Here is a 17,011-nt window from a genome sequence, read left to right on the forward strand (position 1 = left end):
TCATTTTTATGTTGTTAAAGCTATTTTCTTCTTCCCTTGCTGCATTTGATACATTTGATAATAATTACTTTTATTTTTCATTAGTTGTTCATGACTACCTTTTTCTAATATCCTCCCATGATCTAACACGATAATTTGATCTGCATTTCGAATTGTTGATAAACGATGTGCAATAATAAACGTCGTTCTTCCTTTCTTCAGTACGTCCAATGCTTTCTGTATAATAGCTTCTGTTTCTGTATCGATATTTGCAGTTGCTTCATCTAATATCAGAATCGCTGGATTAAATGCCAACGCCCTTGCAAAGGAAATGAGTTGACGCTGACCCGCAGATAATGTACTCCCTTTCTCAATTACTGGTTCGTCATAACCTTTTGCTAGATTTTTGATTAATTGATCTGCACCAACATCTTGTAATGCTTTTTCAACCTTGGATCGATCTATTGCTGGATCATTCAAACTCACATTGGAAGCTATGGTTCCTGTAAAAAGAAACGGTTCCTGCAATACTATGGCCATATGCTGTCTGATCAGCTGTTTTGGAAATCCAGAAATATCCTGATCATCTATTTTAATTTTCCCTTTTTGTATGTCGTAATAACGCAATAACAAGTTAATGATTGAACTCTTACCCGAACCTGTGTGTCCTACTAGTGCAATTGTTTCTCCAGGTTTTGCTTCAAATGAGATGTTATTCAACACATAATCTTCATCTTTATAAGCAAATGACACTTGATCAAACACGACATGACCACGATATCTTTCCATTTGACCATCAGAGAATGCTTCTCCTTTTTCATCTAATAATTGAAAAACACGTTGACTTGAGACAATGGCTTCCTCCATATGACCCAACTGATTCACTACCCCAGTAATGGGTTGAAACAAACGGTTTAAATAATCAACGAAAGCATACAATGCTCCTACTGAAATAATCGTTCCTACTCCTAGTGAGGCACCTCCAAAGTACCAAATTATAGCTACATATGAGCCGTTTCTTAGTAGGTTAACTAAGTTATGAGATGTGAATGAGTTTAAATTCAGTAATTTGTTTTGATGTTTAAAATATTCCTCATTTAAAAATTCAAATTCCTCTGTTGTTTCCTTTTGTCTACGAAAGGCTCTAATGATAGTCATCCCTTGTATGGATTCATTAATCATTCCATTAATTTCACTCAATCTAGATTTAATAACATGGTTATACTTAGATGCAAATTTTCGATAAACAACAATCCATATCATCAAGATTGGAATGACAATTAAAGTAATAAGAGCAAGTTTATAATCTAAAACAAAAACAAAACCGAATATTCCAATCATGTATACGGCACTTGTAAAAAAATTGGCTAATACATTGACAAACAACTCTTTAATTGACTCGGTATCATTAGTTACTCTAGATACTATTTTTCCAGCAGGTCGATGATCAAAATACTGGACAGGCAGTTTTTGAATATGCTCAAATACATCTGACCTCATTTTCTGAACGATCTGATTTGCTGATTTTTGCAGGAAAAACGTCTGACCATAATGAAATAAAGCCGAAATCAAAATTAATACCAAATAAATACCACTTAATTGAATTAAACTTTTTGTTTCTGGTTTATAAAACTGAAACAGTTGTGCCGCTGTCAATTTTTCTGCAGGATAAGTTGCTATTTCCTTACCCTTTGTTATCGTTAAAGTATTGTTTTCAACACTTCTCTTCCCATCAAATAAAACGGGTTCATCTATAAAATAATAATCTCTTTCCACTTGAAGCACTCGAATTTCTGAACCTTTTTCCTCGATTCCTTCAAAATGATCACTACGTTTGTACCATTGACCTTCATATTGAACAGAATATTCATCTTTGCCTGAAGTTTCATACCACTTATATTCAATTCCTAGAATGTGTTTATCAATCATCTGCTTCGCAATTAAAGGACCTGACAATTCAGCCACTACTGCTACAGATAACATTAACAAAGCCAATATAATCGTCTTTTTAAACTTCATTGCATAAGCAAACAATCTTTTTCCAGTACTCATATTTCCACCTCTTCCTATTCCACGTCCTCAAGCTGCTGACGTTCATACTGCTCCTTATACCAACCATCTTCTTTAACTAATTGTTCATGTGTTCCCTGTTGTACAATCTCTCCATTGTCAAGTACAAGAATACAGTCCGCATGTTGTGTAGCTGATAAACGATGTGTAGATATGAGCGTTGTTTTTCCTTTTCGTTCTCTTTGTAAATTATTTATAATTCTTGCTTCCGTTTTGCCATCTACAGCAGATAATGCATCATCAAGAATTAGGATCTCTGGATTGGCAATTATCGCTCTAGCTATAGAAACTCTTTGCTTTTGACCACCTGATAAGGCTACACCCTTCTCTCCAACTAAAGTATTTAATCCTTCAGGCAAGGTATTCAGGTCTTTTTTTAACGAAGCGAGATCCAATGCTTTTTCAATGTCATGTTTGTCTGCATCATTTTTTCCAAACAAAATATTTTCAAGAACGGTTTTTGAAAATAAAATTTGTTCTTGTGGCACATACCCAATCCATTTTCCTAAATCATGGAGTGACATATCATCAATTGATGTATCGGTAATTGTTATGTTCCCTTTTCCAAGAGGATACTCACGCAACAACTGCTTTAGAAGAGTAGTTTTACCACTGCCTGTTTTACCTACAATGCCAAGAGTTTCACCACGACCAAGTGAGAAAGATATATCCTTTAAGTTGTCAAATGTTGAAGATGGATATCTAAAAGTGACATTTTTATATTGAATATCCTTGGCAGCCATCACTTTTAATGTTTGTTCCTTCTCCTTAATATCTGGTTCATACGAAAGTGTTTCACTAACGCGATCCAAAGATGCATTCCCACGCTGCATTACATTGATTAATTCGCCAATGGCAAACATAGGCCAGATCATCATACCTAAATAAATATTGAAAGTGACAAGTTCCCCTAATGTAAGCTCATTATGAAATACAAGATAACTTCCATAACCTAACCCAATTAAATAGCTGCATCCTACCAATATTTTAATGGTCGGTTCAAACAATGAATCAACCTTTGCGACTGATATATTTTTGTTGTATACATCTGTTGTAGCTGCTGCAAATCTTCCCTGATCCGCTCTCTCCTGCACATAAGCACGAACTACACGAACACCTGCAATGGATTCTAGCACTTGGTCATTCATCTCACCGAATGAATTTTGAGCTTCTATAAATCTTTCATGCAAAACTTTACCGTATTTATTCATTGCCAAAGCCATTAAAGGAAGCGGGATAATTGCTGCAAATGTCAACTTCCAACTAATCATAAAACCCATAGACAATAATATGACCGAGGCATAAATCGATGAATCTACAAGTGTCAATACACCAAATCCAGCTGTCATAGATATCGCCTTTAAATCATTCGTAGCTCGAGCCATCAAATCACCGGTTTTGTTTTTTTCATAAAAAGTAGGTGTCATTTTCAATAAATGCTTCATGAGTCTAGAGCGTTTTGTACGTTCAACTAGAAATGAACCACCAAATAATTGATACATCCAAACGTAGGTAATCACATAAATAACAAGTGCCAATCCACCTAATATCAAAATCAAATCAAGCAATTTATTAAATGTTAGTGAACCATCCTGAATATAATCTATGGCTACTCCTAACATTTTGGGTGGAATGATTTCCAATACACCTACTAAGATGAGTAAGAATATAGCTATACTGTAACGAATCCAATGTCTTTTAAAGAACCAGCTTAATTTCACTAATACTGAAAACAAAGTTTCTCCCCCTTTCATAAAAAGCATTTAACACTTTAACGAACACATGTTTGTATCCATATATTATCATACACATGTTCTTTTTCAAGTTATTTTTTCCTATAAACATCACCTCCATTAAAAATATCAATCATTTTCATATGAAAATAAAACTAATTTTTGTTATATTTTCACTTTTTAGAGAAACAAAAAAGGCAATACCAATGAATGATATGCCTTTTATCTAAAAAGAGAAAATAAAAAGGCACAGATCAGATAAAGTGACCTGTGCCATCGATTATGAAAATGAAATGGATTATTTTTTAATATAAATCCACCGACGGAGAGGTCACTAAATTGATATGAAATGTTCTAAAATTAATTCTAGAATCAAACTTTTGAAATAACATTGTCATAATGTTCATTAAAAACCCTCCTTTTCTAAAAATTTCATATAAAAAATTTCTATATAACCTTAACACTAAAACAAGAATGTTGTCAATTTATTTTTTACACAATCACCCATTTATTATTTAAAAACAAGAAATATAATGATAGACAACAATGAAAAAACAACACCGATTAAATATAAAAAAGATACCGTTTGAATTTGGGTTAGTCCCCATTTCATTAAACTATGATGTGTATGAAGATTATCTGCTTTATGCAACCCTTTGTTTTGAATCATTCTTCTGATCAATACAAAAATCGTATCGAAAATAGGAACACCGATTGCAAATACAGATACAATTATAGAAACTACTGTCGCACTTTTTAAGGCCCCATCCAAAGAGAGAATAGCGAGCGCATAACCTAAAAAAATAGCGCCAGCATCACCCATAAATATTTTTGCTGGGTAAAAATTATATGCAAGAAAAGCTAAACAGCATGCAACAATTATGATTGCCATAATGGCTGATCCCTGCTGATCTTTTAACATTGAAACTACAAATAAAGTACATGCAGATATAGTCACAATCCCTGTCGCTAAACCGTCAACCCCATCAATAAAATTTATCATATTTGTAATACAAAAAACCCAAAGAATCGTTACTACCCAACTAATCCAGCTTGGGAAGAATATCATCCCTTGTCCAGTAATATTAGTTATTCCTTTAATTTCCAACCCATAATAAATTGGAACAGATGCTGCTAACAGATAAACAATGATTCTAGGTAGTACCGGAAAATCTAATCCTTTTGTTTTATACCAATCATCCATTAATCCTGTGAACAGCAGCATCGTCCCTCCAATGAGCAATGTCAATGTCCTTGATGAAAATCCATCAAAAATCAACATTGAGCATATACAACCGAGATAAATGATCACACCACCCATTAAAGGAATCGGATTATGATGTATTTTCCTTTTATTCGGCTGATCGACAAATTTAATTTTTACTGCTGTATCCTTCATTACAGGTACTAATACATACACTGTTCCAAAAGCCACGATAAATGGGATTAGATAAATTAAAATTACGATCACATCCTCTAACACGTCAATGATCGTTAGTTTTTCCGAAATGACATTGGCTCATACGACAGCAAAAAAAATTGATTCAAATACATGAGGACATACACACATTCAAAACTAACGGTGGATACATATGATAAAACGAATACTATCATTCTCGAAAGGAGGTGAAAACATGACAACCCCAGTTTCAGGTTATGTCACAGATAATCGAAATTTAGTTGGTGCAGGCACACCCAACCTTTCTTTTGATATTAAGCAAAATGTTTTGTTTGAAAGAAATCCAGAAAATATTGCATTTGCTCTGACATCGACTCAAATGCCTTCCATGATTGGAGGGTCCATTGCAGATTTACAATTATCAAAAGGTTTTATTCGAGAGCCACATTGGCATACAAATGCATGGGAACTGGATTATCTTGTATCAGGTGAAGCAGATGTTTCTATCCTTAATCCCGTTAATAACAATGTAGTTACTTATAAATTAAATAGACCTGGATTAACAGCATTTATTCCTATGGGATGGATGCATTGGATATCAGCAAAATCAGACAATACTAAATTATTGCTCTTTTTTAACAACGATCAATTTATGTCAGTAGAACAATCTGTAGGACTAACCAGAATACCTCCTGAAGTTTATCAAAATGCATACAATATCAATCCAAGAGAAATTTCCCGTGCACTTGAGCCAATCGAGGGAACAGAAGGAGTAGTGATCGGGCCTCCTCCTGAAGAACGTACTAACTATTAGAACAAAAGCTCCTATCGGAGCTTCTCGTAGAAGTAGTCGACTCTTTCAAATATCCTAATCAACTCAAATACTTAAGTATTTGAGTTGATTAGGATTACATATTAGTAACATAAACATGTTACTTAATAATTTTTTTATGTAATTTTATTCCAGATTGTTAAATTAAACAATTATATTTTTTAAGTAATTTCAGTTGGTTTTAAAAATGACTTTTTGCAGATTAGAGAATGAATCGCTAACAACTCATACGCAATTGAGCTACTTTTATCCATATAATCTTCCGTTTTCTCAACATCAATTTGTCGATGCAATATATAAAAGAGTGAAGAAATATTCTGTTGAATTTCATATGTCTTATCATCATTTTTTTGCTGCCAATCAAAATACAATGATATATCACTCCAAGCCTTCTTTAGAACTTCCTTATCATCGATCTGCAAACATTGATCCTCAGAAGTTAAATACAACAGGTCCGCTACATGATGATTTATTTTATCTAAAAGATTCATCTTTGTCTGAATATTTTTTAATAGTTTGTATTCTGTTTTTTTAAAACGATGATAACGGTATTCTTCCTTCTGGTAATCAATTAATTTAATCGTATGATTTACTCGTTTCTGCAATGAAGTCAGTGATTTTTCCAAATCCTCAAAATTACCTTTATGGTCCAATTGAAAAGATATAATTTTGTCTACTAATTCTTTAGTATCGGACATTAAATTTATTTTGGCTTTCGATATTTGTCCCATAAAATTAGGTGGAAGCACAAAAAAGTTTACAATAATAGAGGTGATTATACCTACAGAAGTTGTACCTACTCTTGTTAAAAAACTAATGAAAAAATCATTTTCAGTTATGGCTATCATGTTTACAGCTGTTAAAGTAGCGACGATAATTGCATCGTCCCAACGAAACTTATGACATAATAATATTGTAACGGATGCTGCTAATGCATAGGAGATTGGAGATTGTCCCAGTGCAAAATCAAATAACATAGCAACACCAGCCCCCATTGCGGCAGCTGGTAAACGAATTTTCCCTTTTTGAATCGATGCATTTACTGTAGGTTCTATTGTTACAATTGCAGCAATGATTGCAAACAATACTGGCCAATTTAAAAATTCACAAATGGTTGCTGTTATAAAAACGGATAATCCAGTTTTAAAAATTCGTTTTCCAAGTAACACAGCAAACCATTTTTTTACTTTATCCATGTCTAGATCCCTTCAATTCCTATTACATTAACTACTAAAAAAATACCCCTCGGTGACCCTACATTATACAATAAAGCGGTCTAAAATACACTTAAATTAACAAATGCTTAAATTATATTTCTTTATTATATAAATTTACTACTTTTATGATCATTGGTCTAGAAAAAAGAAAAAAACCGTCTAAAGACGGCAATGTCTAATCTTTCAGAATCTTTCTTGCTTCTAACAATCGTTGCAATGCCGTAATCATTTCTAAGATAAAAAATAGAAGCGTAATCCATATCAACCAGTTATTTAATAAAATCATGAGTGAAAACAAAATAAACCCTTCTGTTCGTTCTGCTAATCCTGCTTGATAATAAAAAGATTTAATCCCTTTTTTCTCTGATAATGCACCAACGGTTAAAAATACAGTCATTGAAAATACAATCGATGCCGTTAATAACAATAAAACAAAATGTGCTTCTGGAAAAGCGATAGCTAATCCAATGATCACAGAAAGTTCTACTATTCTATCAAAGGTAATATCCATGACCGTACCCCAAGCTGTTGCATTCTTCTGCTCTCGAGCCATAGAACCGTCCACTGCATCTAAAAATCCAGATATCCAAAGCAAGATAACAGCAATAACCAAATAATTTAAATATATAAAAATACCAGTACTAATACCGATAATAAATGCAATCCATGTGACTTGATTAGCTGTAAACCCTAAGTTTAAAAGTGAAATTGCTGTTCGTTTTATAAAGGGTTGTACGATATGTCGTGCATGTGTATCTAACATCCAACACTCACTCCTCAACTTTATACACTATCCTCAATCCTTTATTCCTCTTTTTTGCGGGATAAAGTGGGCTTTTTCCATGTTTAGCTGTAAAGTTACCTTATCATTCACCTTAGGTAAATCAGACTGATTTGGTTCAATTACATAAAGAGATTGTCCGTTTACATCTACTTTATAATGAACAAAACCAGAGCGATAAGATACTTCCTTAATTCTCCCTCTAAAGTCCTCCATATCCTGATCCTCATTATCCGATTCATTAGAATAATTGCGCTTAAATAACTCTGGTCGAATGATCAGCCAACCTTTATATTTATTAAAGGTATCATAACTAAAAGATGTTTCAATATATTTCCCGATAAATTTACTTTTAGCAATTTCACCTTCTAACATATTCTTTGAACCTAAAAACTGCGCTACTTTAATATTCTCAGGTTCTTCATAACATTTTTTTGGCGTACCTACTTGCAAAACTCTACCCTCATCCATTATGGCAAGTCGATCTGCTAGTTGAAAAGCTTCCTCTCTGTCATGTGTAACCATTAATACAGTTACCTTAAATGTTTGATGAAGTTTTTTTACGAGCTCCCTCATTTCTTCTCTTAAATCAGGATCTAATGCACTAAATGGTTCATCTAAAAATAACACTTTAGGATTCATAATGATCGCTCTTGCTAAAGAAACTCTCTGCTGCTGCCCTCCACTTAATTCAGAGGGATGTCTTAATTCATATCCAGATAAACCGACGGCTTGCAGCATTTCTTTTGCTTTATTTAACCGCACTTTTTTATTTATCCCTTGCATTTTTAAACCAAAAGCAACATTATCAATCACTCTCAAATGAGGAAATAATAATGGCTGTTGAAACACCATAGAAAATTGTCTTTTCTCTGGAGGGACATTCGTTAAATTTTCCTTTCCTAACGACACTTTCCCCGAATCCGGGACAATTAACCCAGCAATACATTTAAGAAACGTTGTTTTTCCACAACCTGAAGGTCCAATAATTCCAAAAAATTCACCTTCTTTTATAGTTAGATCTATAGGATATAATTGAAAAAAAGGATTTTGACTTGAAGTTTTATGATGGTTATGAAACTTTTTCGTAACGCTATTAATCGTTAAATCCCCCATTTATATCCTCCTTCTGAAATGAATTAAAATTACCTATAAAGTGATACGTGCTCTATAATAACGTTTTAACAACGCATTCATACTCCAAAGGGATAACAAAGCAAGACCACCAAAAATGATAGTGTAAGCTGAACCTATGGCTATGTCCCCACCACTGATAAATGGAAACAAAATGATAGGTAGTGTAACTATATGACCCCCACCTATGAGTAGGGTAATTAAATATTGACTTAATGAAATAAGAATCGTCAGACTAGAACCTGCTACGATACCTGGAAGTATGTGAGGCAGCAAAACAAGTCGATACCGATTTAACCTTCCTGCACCCAACATTCTTGCCTGCTCCTCCCATTGGTATCCTAACGTTTGAAAACTAATAACTAATGCCCTTAACATATATGGCATAGTTGGTGCTACATGAGCTATAATCACACCAAATAGGGATTCTGTAAAACCTAAATAAATGAAGGTAAGATGGATTCCCATTACTGTAATAAATGGCGGTATAATTAAAGGTGAATATAATACACCCTCGATCCATATTTTTCCCTTAAAACTCATTCTAGCAATTACATTTGCCGCTGGTAAACAAAGAAGAATATTTATAAAAGTTACCATCATCGCTATGAATACACTATTCCCAATGGCTTCCCAAGTGCCAGCATAAGGTGAGAAAACATATTCCCATGCTCTCAAACTAAACTGATTTGGTAAAATTTCAGGCCATCTCCATCCTGCAGAAAAACTAGTGATAACAAGCGGCAAAAGTGGGATGGAAAACAAAATTAATACAAAAATCATTAGGAATTGCCAACCATTTTTCAGCTTTATTCCCATCCTCTCCTCTCACTAGGTAACCAACGTTTGCTCATTTTATAGGATAACATTCCCAGTACCGCTGTAATAACTGCCAAAATTATATTTAATGCTAAAGATTGCGAACGCTCCTCCCATCCCCCATCCATAAATAAATCAAAAGAGTAAACAGGAAGCAGCCGCGGATAAGTCACTCCTAATAAATATGGAATTTCAAAAGCTGAAAATGTAAATGCAAATACGATAAATATGGAAGATAACCAAGCAGGTAAAACAAGTGGAACTGCAATATCCTTAATAAAATTACTCGTATTCGAACCATACAATCTTGCAACTTCATACCATGATCTATGAATTCTTAACAAAACAGGATAAACCATTAAAGTAATAAAGGGTGCTTCTTTCCAAGTGTAAGTTAAAATGATTCCCCAACCAAAAGAATCATTCACAAGCACAGGAAACTGATGTATTTCTTCAATCCATCCTAAGTGATAACTTATTCTAGAAATCCAACCACTTTGCATCAACAACAGTAAAAATAAATAACCAGCTGCTAGATGGGGTATCACCAAAGGATATTGAAATATTCGATAAAAATAAGAATAACTTTTGTTCGTGTATGATTTTAAAGATATTATAAATAAAATAAAAGCAAACATCATACCTAACATAGCCGATAATAAAGTGGATATAAAAGAAACTTTAAAGGTTAGAATTAGGGACTGCCAAAAGTCCATAGATTGCGCTAACTTCTGATAAGCTTTGAATGTAAACTGTGTATCATGAAGTATCGATACACCAAGACTTTGAAGCACTCCCTGTATAATCCCGCCGAAAAAAAATATAATCATAAAAAGTACTGCAGGTAACACATACAGATATGGATTACCTTTTTGCCACATACTCAAACCAGCCTTCCTCTATCCTTTTTACATAATTAGCTGGTATTTCTGGCACTTTAAATTTAGCAAGTTCATCCGCTGGTAAAGTAGCTTCGCCAAGATCCAACAAGTTTAATTGTTCACGATCTTTATTGGATAGTTTAGAGGGGTCTAACGACATCCCTTCTCCCCAATGTGCTGGATTCATCTTTGTAAGTTGTGCCTCAGGTGACAATAAATAATTAATAGCAACCATCGCTCCTGCTTGATGTTTCGAATTAAAAGGAATGGACAAATAATGTGTATTAGATAATGTACCTCCTTCTAAAACAAATGTCCTTGTTGTCTCAGGGAAAACTCCCTTTTCAATTTGACTGGATGCCTTTCCTGGATCATAAGCCATCGTCATCCAAACTTCTCCGTTGCTATAAAGCTGATCTAACTTGGCTAAACTCTCTGGGTAGGTTTCTCCACCTCTCCATAAATTCGATTCAATTTTATTTAAATAATCCCATAATGGATTGAAGTCCAATTCCTCTTCCTTTTCAGAATTTAAATACTGTTCATAACCACCTGTAGTTTCATATAAAGCTTGTCGTACAAATGCACTTCCCGTAAAATCTGGTGGAGCAGGATAAGTAAATTTACCTGGGTTTTGTTTGATCCAATCACCCAGCTCCTTCATTGATTTTGGCGGTTGTGTTATTTTTGTTTGATCATATATAAAAACAAATTGTGCTTTTCCCCAAGGAACTTCCATCCCTTCTGTATTTTCACCAAAGTCAAATTGAATGTCGGGTGCATTGATATCTACATATTGATTCACATTAGGTAACTGTGAAGCAAATGAGCCCCATAACAACCCAATATCTTTAGCTAGTTTAAAGTTCTCGCCATTTATCCAAATGATATCTACAGTCCCGTCTGTTTTATTAACAGATTGTTCATTTTGTAATTTATTGATAACATCTTTCGTATCTGCAATTGCAACTCGGTTTAAAGTAACTCCTGTTTCTTCTTTTAATTTAGGGGCAACCCATTCATCAATATAACGATTATAGCGATCATCTCCGCCCCACATATGAAAATTGACCTTTTGCCCTTTAGCCTCTTCTAAAATCGATTCCCAGTCTGCTTCTAGTAGGTTTAAAGTCAAGTCTTCTTTTGCTTGCTCTTGTTGAACTCCGCATCCTGTTAAAACAATAGAAAAAATTAGAATAAAACCTGTTATAGTAAAGATTATTTTTCTCAAAAAAACATCCCCTTTTTAAATCCTAAATATTCAATTTACTTTTTCTTTTTTTTGCCCATTTATATACGGTTGGAATCAGCATTAAAATAAGCACTAATGTGATTGCAGAATAAAATTGTGAGGAAAAATTATGAAAGGATGCACCCAAATAATTGTAAGCAAATGCCCCAGGTATAATTCCTATTAAAGTAGCCAGTGCATAGTCTTTTAATTTTACCTTAGATAAACCTGCTCCATAATTTATTACATCAAAAGGAACCAAAGGAACTAAGCGAAAAAACAAAATGGTACGGAATCCTTTTTCCTCTGAAATATCATCCATTTTTTTCATTTTATCACCAAGCCAACGTTCTATGGTTTCTCTTCCCAAAGATCGTGCAATAACAAAAGCCAAACATGCTCCAAGCGTTGCCCCAATTAAATCGTATAAGGTACCCCACCACGGACCGAAAGTATATCCTCCAGATAAAGTTAAAACGATGGCTGGAAAAAAAACTAAAGGTCGAACTGTATAAAGAAATATATATAATAAAGGCGCCCATATTCCAAAAGATAAAATAAAATCCCTTATATTTTCAGGAGTAAATCGACGAAGATCAAAAACAAATAAAATGGTCATTCCAACAGCAATAAATAATGCAAATAATAGTAATTTTTTGAGACCACTCTTTCGCATATTATTCCACCCTCCTCTCACCTAAACCATTTCACATACTTTTTTAAAATATTTGTGATTGAGCTTGAATTAAGCTTCTCTCTCCAATATAAATCCGCTGTTCTCTGAACGCCTCCAACATGTGTTGGATAAGGATGAATGACATTTGATATGGAGCCAATTTTATGACCATACTGTTTTGCAAAAACAACCTCTTGCATGAAATCTCCTGCAGATGGTCCAACTGCATGCGCCCCTAAAATAACACCTTTTTTATCTGTAATTATTTTTATTAAACCCTTGGTTTCATGATCGGATACAAAACGATCCACATCATCTAATGTTGTTTTGTATACTTTAATCTCTTTCCCCGTTTTTCTCGCTTCTTCCTCTGTTAGTCCTAAATGGAATAGTTCAGGGTCCGTGTAAGTAACCCAAGGGAGGTTTGAGTAATTAGCATTTCTCCTCAAACCAAATACAGCATTGGAAACCACTAGTTTTCCTTCATAACCAGCCTTATGAGTAAAAGGATAATATCCATTCACATCTCCAATAGCGTATATGTGAGGGACATTTGTTTGTAATTTTTGATTTACTGTAATGTAACCTCGATTAGAATTGATAGCAGCATTTTCGAGCCCTAATTTATCAGAATTTGGAACACGACCAGAAGCCAATAATATCTCTTCAAATTGTAAAGTTTTCTTCTGATTGTTTTGTTCAATTGTAACTTTCTTCCCGGATTCAGTTCTCTCTGTTTTTAAAACTTTTGCACCTGTAATGAATTGAACGCCTTCTTTTTCTAAAGATTCAATTACATAAGGAACAAGTTCTGAATCTTCCTTACCTAAAATAGAAGTTCCCATTTCTATTACGGTTACCTTGGTTCCAAACCTAGTAAACGATTGTGCAAATTCTAATCCTATAGGACCTCCCCCAACCACTAATAACGACTTAGGCTGTGTGTCTAATTGTAGAGCGGTTTCATTTGTTAGGAATCCTGCCTCTTTAATACCCTCGATAGGTGGGATCATGGGTCTCGAACCTGTTGCTATTACAATTCGTTTACCTTTTATCGTTATTTGTCTGTCAATGTTCACTTCGTTTGCATTTTTGAATGATGCAGTTCCATGATATACATCAATCCCCATGTCAATAAACCGCTGATCATCATCATGTTTTTGAATTGTTGCAATGGATTGATTTAAACGATCTTTTGCAATCTTAAAATTTGGCACACCTTTAGCTTCTATGTCAAACATATTGGCTTTTTTTGCTGTCTGTACAATTTTAGCTGATTGAATTAATGATTTGGTAGGTACACATCCAGTCCATAGACAATCTCCACCTAATGAACCTTTGTCGATTAAAGCAACTTTTGCTCCAAAATTTGCACCACCTGCAGCTGCAGTTAAACCACCTGCCCCACCTCCGATGACTATTAGATCATATTGTTTCATTTATTCCTCACCTTTTTTCCGCAAAGGATATTTTCTTTTCTAAAATGAATATATCAAAAAGTTATTACATTTATCTGTAATATAAATTACATCCATATTAAATATGTAAGCGTTTAAAAACTTGTCCAAATATGAAAGGGATTATTCGTAAGTACGGAGTAAGAATGTTTAATGAGAAAATAAAAAAAATCACCTGTCGGTGAATAGTGTTCGGGTGGTTGGTGCGCGTGAAGGGAGTCGAACCCCCACGTCGTAAAACGCTAGATCCTAAGTCTAGTGCGTCTGCCAATTCCGCCACACGCGCATAGTATAAAATTATTAAAATAAAATATGATGCTAGTTGATGTTATCATACTTTTCTGCTAAGTGTCAACTACTGGCTAACATTACAAACTATATTTATTTAAAATGAATCCACACGATTTACATACACATTTTAGTTATAGTATATCATTCATATACACTTTATCTTTTTCAGTGGATTGTAATTTAGAAAGGTCTTCTACTGACGTATTTTCAATTAATACATTATTATCCTTATATATGGATAATAATGTTCTTATAAACATACTAAAATTATAACTTTCACTAGTACACCATTCATATAGTTCTTTTTGTTTTTCATTTTCCATATTGAAATATACTGTTTTTCTTTTGTAATTCATGATTCTACCGATTTTCCTATGCGATAATAACCAATTGCATTCGCATATAAAGGATTTTGTAATGATTTGGAATTAGGGAAATAAGGTTGTAATAAACCCGCTAACTCCCTTGCACACCCACCAACAACCCATATTTCATCGTAATCTCCCCACTTCTTACTTACTTCTCCAGCTATTCGATTTGCAAGCTCTTTATGATTGTCAGATTTATTCGTGCCAAACCCAAAAGGAAGTGATCCGGATTCACGATCAACATAACGTCGATTGACCATTGTTACATAATTAATCGTTTTGCTTCCTCCATCAATAACTCGAATTAATCCATCTTTAGGTGACGACCAAAAAGCAGCCCCACCTTCTACAGCTACTTTCACCTTTGAAATATGAAAATTCCTTTGAATGCCGTTTACTTCAATTTCCCAATAACCAGTTAATAAGTCCCGTAATTCTTTTTTATTTGACTCGTTATGCTGTGCTACTGGCAAACCTGTGACAACTGTTATATTTTCTGATAGTGCTGCTTTATGAATGGATATTAAAGCTAACAAACGTGCATCATCATGAGATTTATTCTCTGTCATCATATTTCTACAAAAATCTGATTCATTTTGCGCCAGCGTTCCGATAAAAAATCTCTCATTATTAAATCTACATTCAATCGCATTCTCACCGTAATCAGTTATTAACTTACGTTCTCTCCATTCTCCAATAATCCCAGGAAAATGAAATATTTTAGTACCAGTATATGATTTCACATAACTTCTACCTATATCTAAACCGATAACTGCACTCATCAAATCCCTCCCTTGCACATCAATAGGTTAATAATTACATTTATTACTCACCTATAATAAATATTTATGTGCGACGGATTGGTCAACATGCTATTTTATTCTACGACCCTGTAGCTTATTCGTTGTTAGTGAACTCGTTTAAGCAAAGCTTAAACATCGAGAAATCAGATGGAGACTGTACTCCACCTGATTTGAAGATAGCATCTATAGAGATGGGCGTCTGTACGCAAAAATATTTTGGATCAATAATAGTAAAGTTTTTCATTTAATAAAAACAAAAAAAACTTCCAATTGGAAGTTGATTTGAAATAAAATGGTGAGCCATGAAGGATTCGAACCTTCGACACCCTGATTAAAAGTCAGGTGCTCTACCGACTGAGCTAATGGCTCTCAAAATGGTGGAGGATGATGGATTCGAACCACCGAACCCGATGGGAACAGATTTACAGTCTGCTGCGTTTGGCCACTTCGCTAATCCTCCACAAGTATTCAATTGAAATGGTGGCTCGAGACAGAATCGAACTGCCGACACGAGGATTTTCAGTCCTCTGCTCTACCGACTGAGCTATCGAGCCCTACTATACCGCTTTCCGGGGATCCCGGACATAATTGGTGGAGCTGACGGGATACTCTTCACTTCGTTACAAGACTGCGATGCAATCCTTTCAAAGCTTATGCTCCGACGAACCCAATGGGTTCATCATCCTAATAATAATTGTAATGGCGGAGCTGACGGGATACTCTTCACTTCTTTACGAGACTGCGATGCAATCCTTCAGAAGCTTATGCTCCGACGAACCCAATGGGTTCATCATCCCTAATAATAATTGTAATGGCGGAGCTGACGGGATTCGAACCCGCGATCTCCTGCGTGACAGGCAGGCATGTTAGGCCTCTACACCACAGCTCCTAATTTTAAAGTGGTGCCGTCGAGAGGACTTGAACCCCCAACCTACTGATTACAAGTCAGTTGCTCTACCAGTTGAGCTACAACGGCATATGGTGGACGCTGACGGGATCGAACCGCCGACCCTCTGCTTGTAAGGCAGATGCTCTCCCAGCTGAGCTAAGCGTCCTTATCTTTTTGACAAGACTTTATCTATATTATCATGGTCTGTCCACTTTATCAAGTACTTTTTGGTGGCGGTGGAGGGGATCGAACCCCCGACCTCACGGGTATGAACCGTACGCTCTAGCCAGCTGAGCTACACCGCCCTATTAATATTTTGATCTGGCGGAGAGAGTGGGATTCGAACCCACGCACGCATTACACGACTACTCCCTTAGCAGAGGAGCCCCTTATAGCCACTTGGGTATCTCTCCAATAAGTCAAATCAATTATTTTCAGGTATTATTCCCTG

The 17,011-nt window shown here is 34.8% G+C and carries 14 protein-coding genes and 9 tRNA genes; 1 reads left to right on the top strand and 22 read right to left on the bottom strand.

Translation table 11 applies throughout. The features are described from left to right. Positions 1 to 6 precede the first annotated feature (6 nt). From VQL36_RS20780 to VQL36_RS20790, 3 genes are all read right to left on the bottom strand, one after another. Positions 7 to 2,031 carry an ABC transporter ATP-binding protein gene (locus VQL36_RS20780; protein WP_349251253.1) on the bottom strand — a complete coding sequence of 675 codons (2,025 nt, stop codon included), beginning with the start codon at positions 2,029 to 2,031 and terminating at the stop codon, positions 7 to 9. A 14-nt stretch (positions 2,032 to 2,045) separates the two neighbouring features. After that, complete coding sequence (locus VQL36_RS20785) at positions 2,046 to 3,785, bottom strand: ABC transporter ATP-binding protein (RefSeq protein ID WP_349251254.1); 1,740 nt, start codon at positions 3,783 to 3,785, stop codon at positions 2,046 to 2,048. A gap of 508 nt (positions 3,786 to 4,293) precedes the next feature. Next, entirely contained in the window at positions 4,294 to 5,253 is a 960-nt protein-coding gene (locus VQL36_RS20790; protein ID WP_349251255.1) for an MraY family glycosyltransferase, read from the bottom strand. Positions 5,254 to 5,416: 163 nt separating this feature from the next. On the opposite strand from VQL36_RS20790, the gene VQL36_RS20795 reads away from it, so the two are divergent. Continuing rightward, positions 5,417 to 5,995 (top strand): cupin domain-containing protein, encoded by a 579-nt coding sequence (locus tag VQL36_RS20795; protein WP_349251256.1) that lies wholly within the window; start codon positions 5,417 to 5,419, stop codon positions 5,993 to 5,995. Between the two features lie 179 nt (positions 5,996 to 6,174). Here VQL36_RS20795 and VQL36_RS20800 read toward each other — a convergent pair whose 3' ends face one another. The 19 genes from VQL36_RS20800 to VQL36_RS20890 all read right to left on the bottom strand — a co-directional run bounded on the left by VQL36_RS20800 (position 6,175) and on the right by VQL36_RS20890 (position 16,973). Further along, a complete protein-coding gene (locus VQL36_RS20800; protein ID WP_349251257.1) occupies positions 6,175 to 7,209 on the bottom strand; it encodes an FUSC family protein in 1,035 nt (344 codons plus the stop codon). 196 nt (positions 7,210 to 7,405) lie between these two features. Further along, positions 7,406 to 7,993: a CDP-alcohol phosphatidyltransferase family protein gene (locus VQL36_RS20805; protein ID WP_349251258.1), complete on the bottom strand. Its 588-nt coding sequence runs from the start codon at positions 7,991 to 7,993 to the stop codon at positions 7,406 to 7,408. 33 nt (positions 7,994 to 8,026) lie between these two features. After that, positions 8,027 to 9,127, bottom strand: coding sequence for an ABC transporter ATP-binding protein (locus VQL36_RS20810; protein ID WP_349251259.1), 1,101 nt, complete (start codon positions 9,125 to 9,127; stop codon positions 8,027 to 8,029). Positions 9,128 to 9,160: 33 nt separating this feature from the next. Further along, on the bottom strand, positions 9,161 to 9,964 hold the full coding sequence (locus tag VQL36_RS20815; RefSeq protein WP_349251260.1) for an ABC transporter permease: 804 nt from the start codon (positions 9,962 to 9,964) through the stop codon (positions 9,161 to 9,163). Next, positions 9,955 to 10,845 (bottom strand): sugar ABC transporter permease, encoded by an 891-nt coding sequence (locus VQL36_RS20820; protein ID WP_349251270.1) that lies wholly within the window; start codon positions 10,843 to 10,845, stop codon positions 9,955 to 9,957. The genes VQL36_RS20815 and VQL36_RS20820 overlap by 10 nt, the downstream gene beginning before the upstream one ends. After that, entirely contained in the window at positions 10,829 to 12,076 is a 1,248-nt protein-coding gene (locus VQL36_RS20825; RefSeq protein ID WP_349251261.1) for an ABC transporter substrate-binding protein, read from the bottom strand. Before VQL36_RS20825 ends, VQL36_RS20820 begins: the two co-directional genes overlap by 17 nt. A 22-nt stretch (positions 12,077 to 12,098) precedes the next feature. Continuing rightward, positions 12,099 to 12,752, bottom strand: a complete 654-nt coding sequence (locus VQL36_RS20830) for a TVP38/TMEM64 family protein (protein WP_349251262.1) — start codon at positions 12,750 to 12,752, stop codon at positions 12,099 to 12,101. Positions 12,753 to 12,769: 17 nt separating this feature from the next. Further along, positions 12,770 to 14,191, bottom strand: coding sequence for a dihydrolipoyl dehydrogenase family protein (locus tag VQL36_RS20835; protein ID WP_349251263.1), 1,422 nt, complete (start codon positions 14,189 to 14,191; stop codon positions 12,770 to 12,772). Between the two features lie 219 nt (positions 14,192 to 14,410). Beyond that, positions 14,411 to 14,495 (bottom strand) — tRNA-Leu (locus tag VQL36_RS20840). 136 nt (positions 14,496 to 14,631) lie between these two features. Next, positions 14,632 to 14,856 (bottom strand): hypothetical protein, encoded by a 225-nt coding sequence (locus tag VQL36_RS20845; RefSeq protein ID WP_349251264.1) that lies wholly within the window; start codon positions 14,854 to 14,856, stop codon positions 14,632 to 14,634. After that, the gene (locus VQL36_RS20850; protein WP_349251265.1) at positions 14,853 to 15,650 is read right to left on the bottom strand and encodes a ParM/StbA family protein; all 798 of its coding nucleotides are present in this window, start codon (positions 15,648 to 15,650) and stop codon (positions 14,853 to 14,855) included. The genes VQL36_RS20845 and VQL36_RS20850 overlap by 4 nt, the downstream gene beginning before the upstream one ends. 314 nt (positions 15,651 to 15,964) lie before the next feature. Further along, positions 15,965 to 16,040: transfer RNA gene (locus tag VQL36_RS20855), tRNA-Lys, on the bottom strand. 6 nt (positions 16,041 to 16,046) lie between these two features. Then, positions 16,047 to 16,131: transfer RNA gene (locus VQL36_RS20860), tRNA-Tyr, on the bottom strand. A gap of 18 nt (positions 16,132 to 16,149) precedes the next feature. Continuing rightward, a tRNA-Phe gene (locus VQL36_RS20865) sits at positions 16,150 to 16,225 on the bottom strand. A gap of 258 nt (positions 16,226 to 16,483) precedes the next feature. Next, positions 16,484 to 16,560: transfer RNA gene (locus tag VQL36_RS20870), tRNA-Asp, on the bottom strand. Positions 16,561 to 16,571: 11 nt separating this feature from the next. Then, positions 16,572 to 16,647 (bottom strand) — tRNA-Thr (locus VQL36_RS20875). 3 nt (positions 16,648 to 16,650) lie between these two features. Then, positions 16,651 to 16,726 (bottom strand) — tRNA-Val (locus VQL36_RS20880). 62 nt (positions 16,727 to 16,788) lie between these two features. Next, positions 16,789 to 16,865: transfer RNA gene (locus VQL36_RS20885), tRNA-Met, on the bottom strand. Between the two features lie 17 nt (positions 16,866 to 16,882). Continuing rightward, positions 16,883 to 16,973 (bottom strand) — tRNA-Ser (locus VQL36_RS20890). Between the last annotated feature and the right edge of the window lie 38 nt (positions 16,974 to 17,011).

Origin of the sequence: Chengkuizengella sp. SCS-71B, assembly GCF_040100845.1 — a bacterium.
In the GTDB taxonomy this organism is placed as follows: Bacteria; Bacillota; Bacilli; order Paenibacillales; family KCTC-33759; genus Chengkuizengella.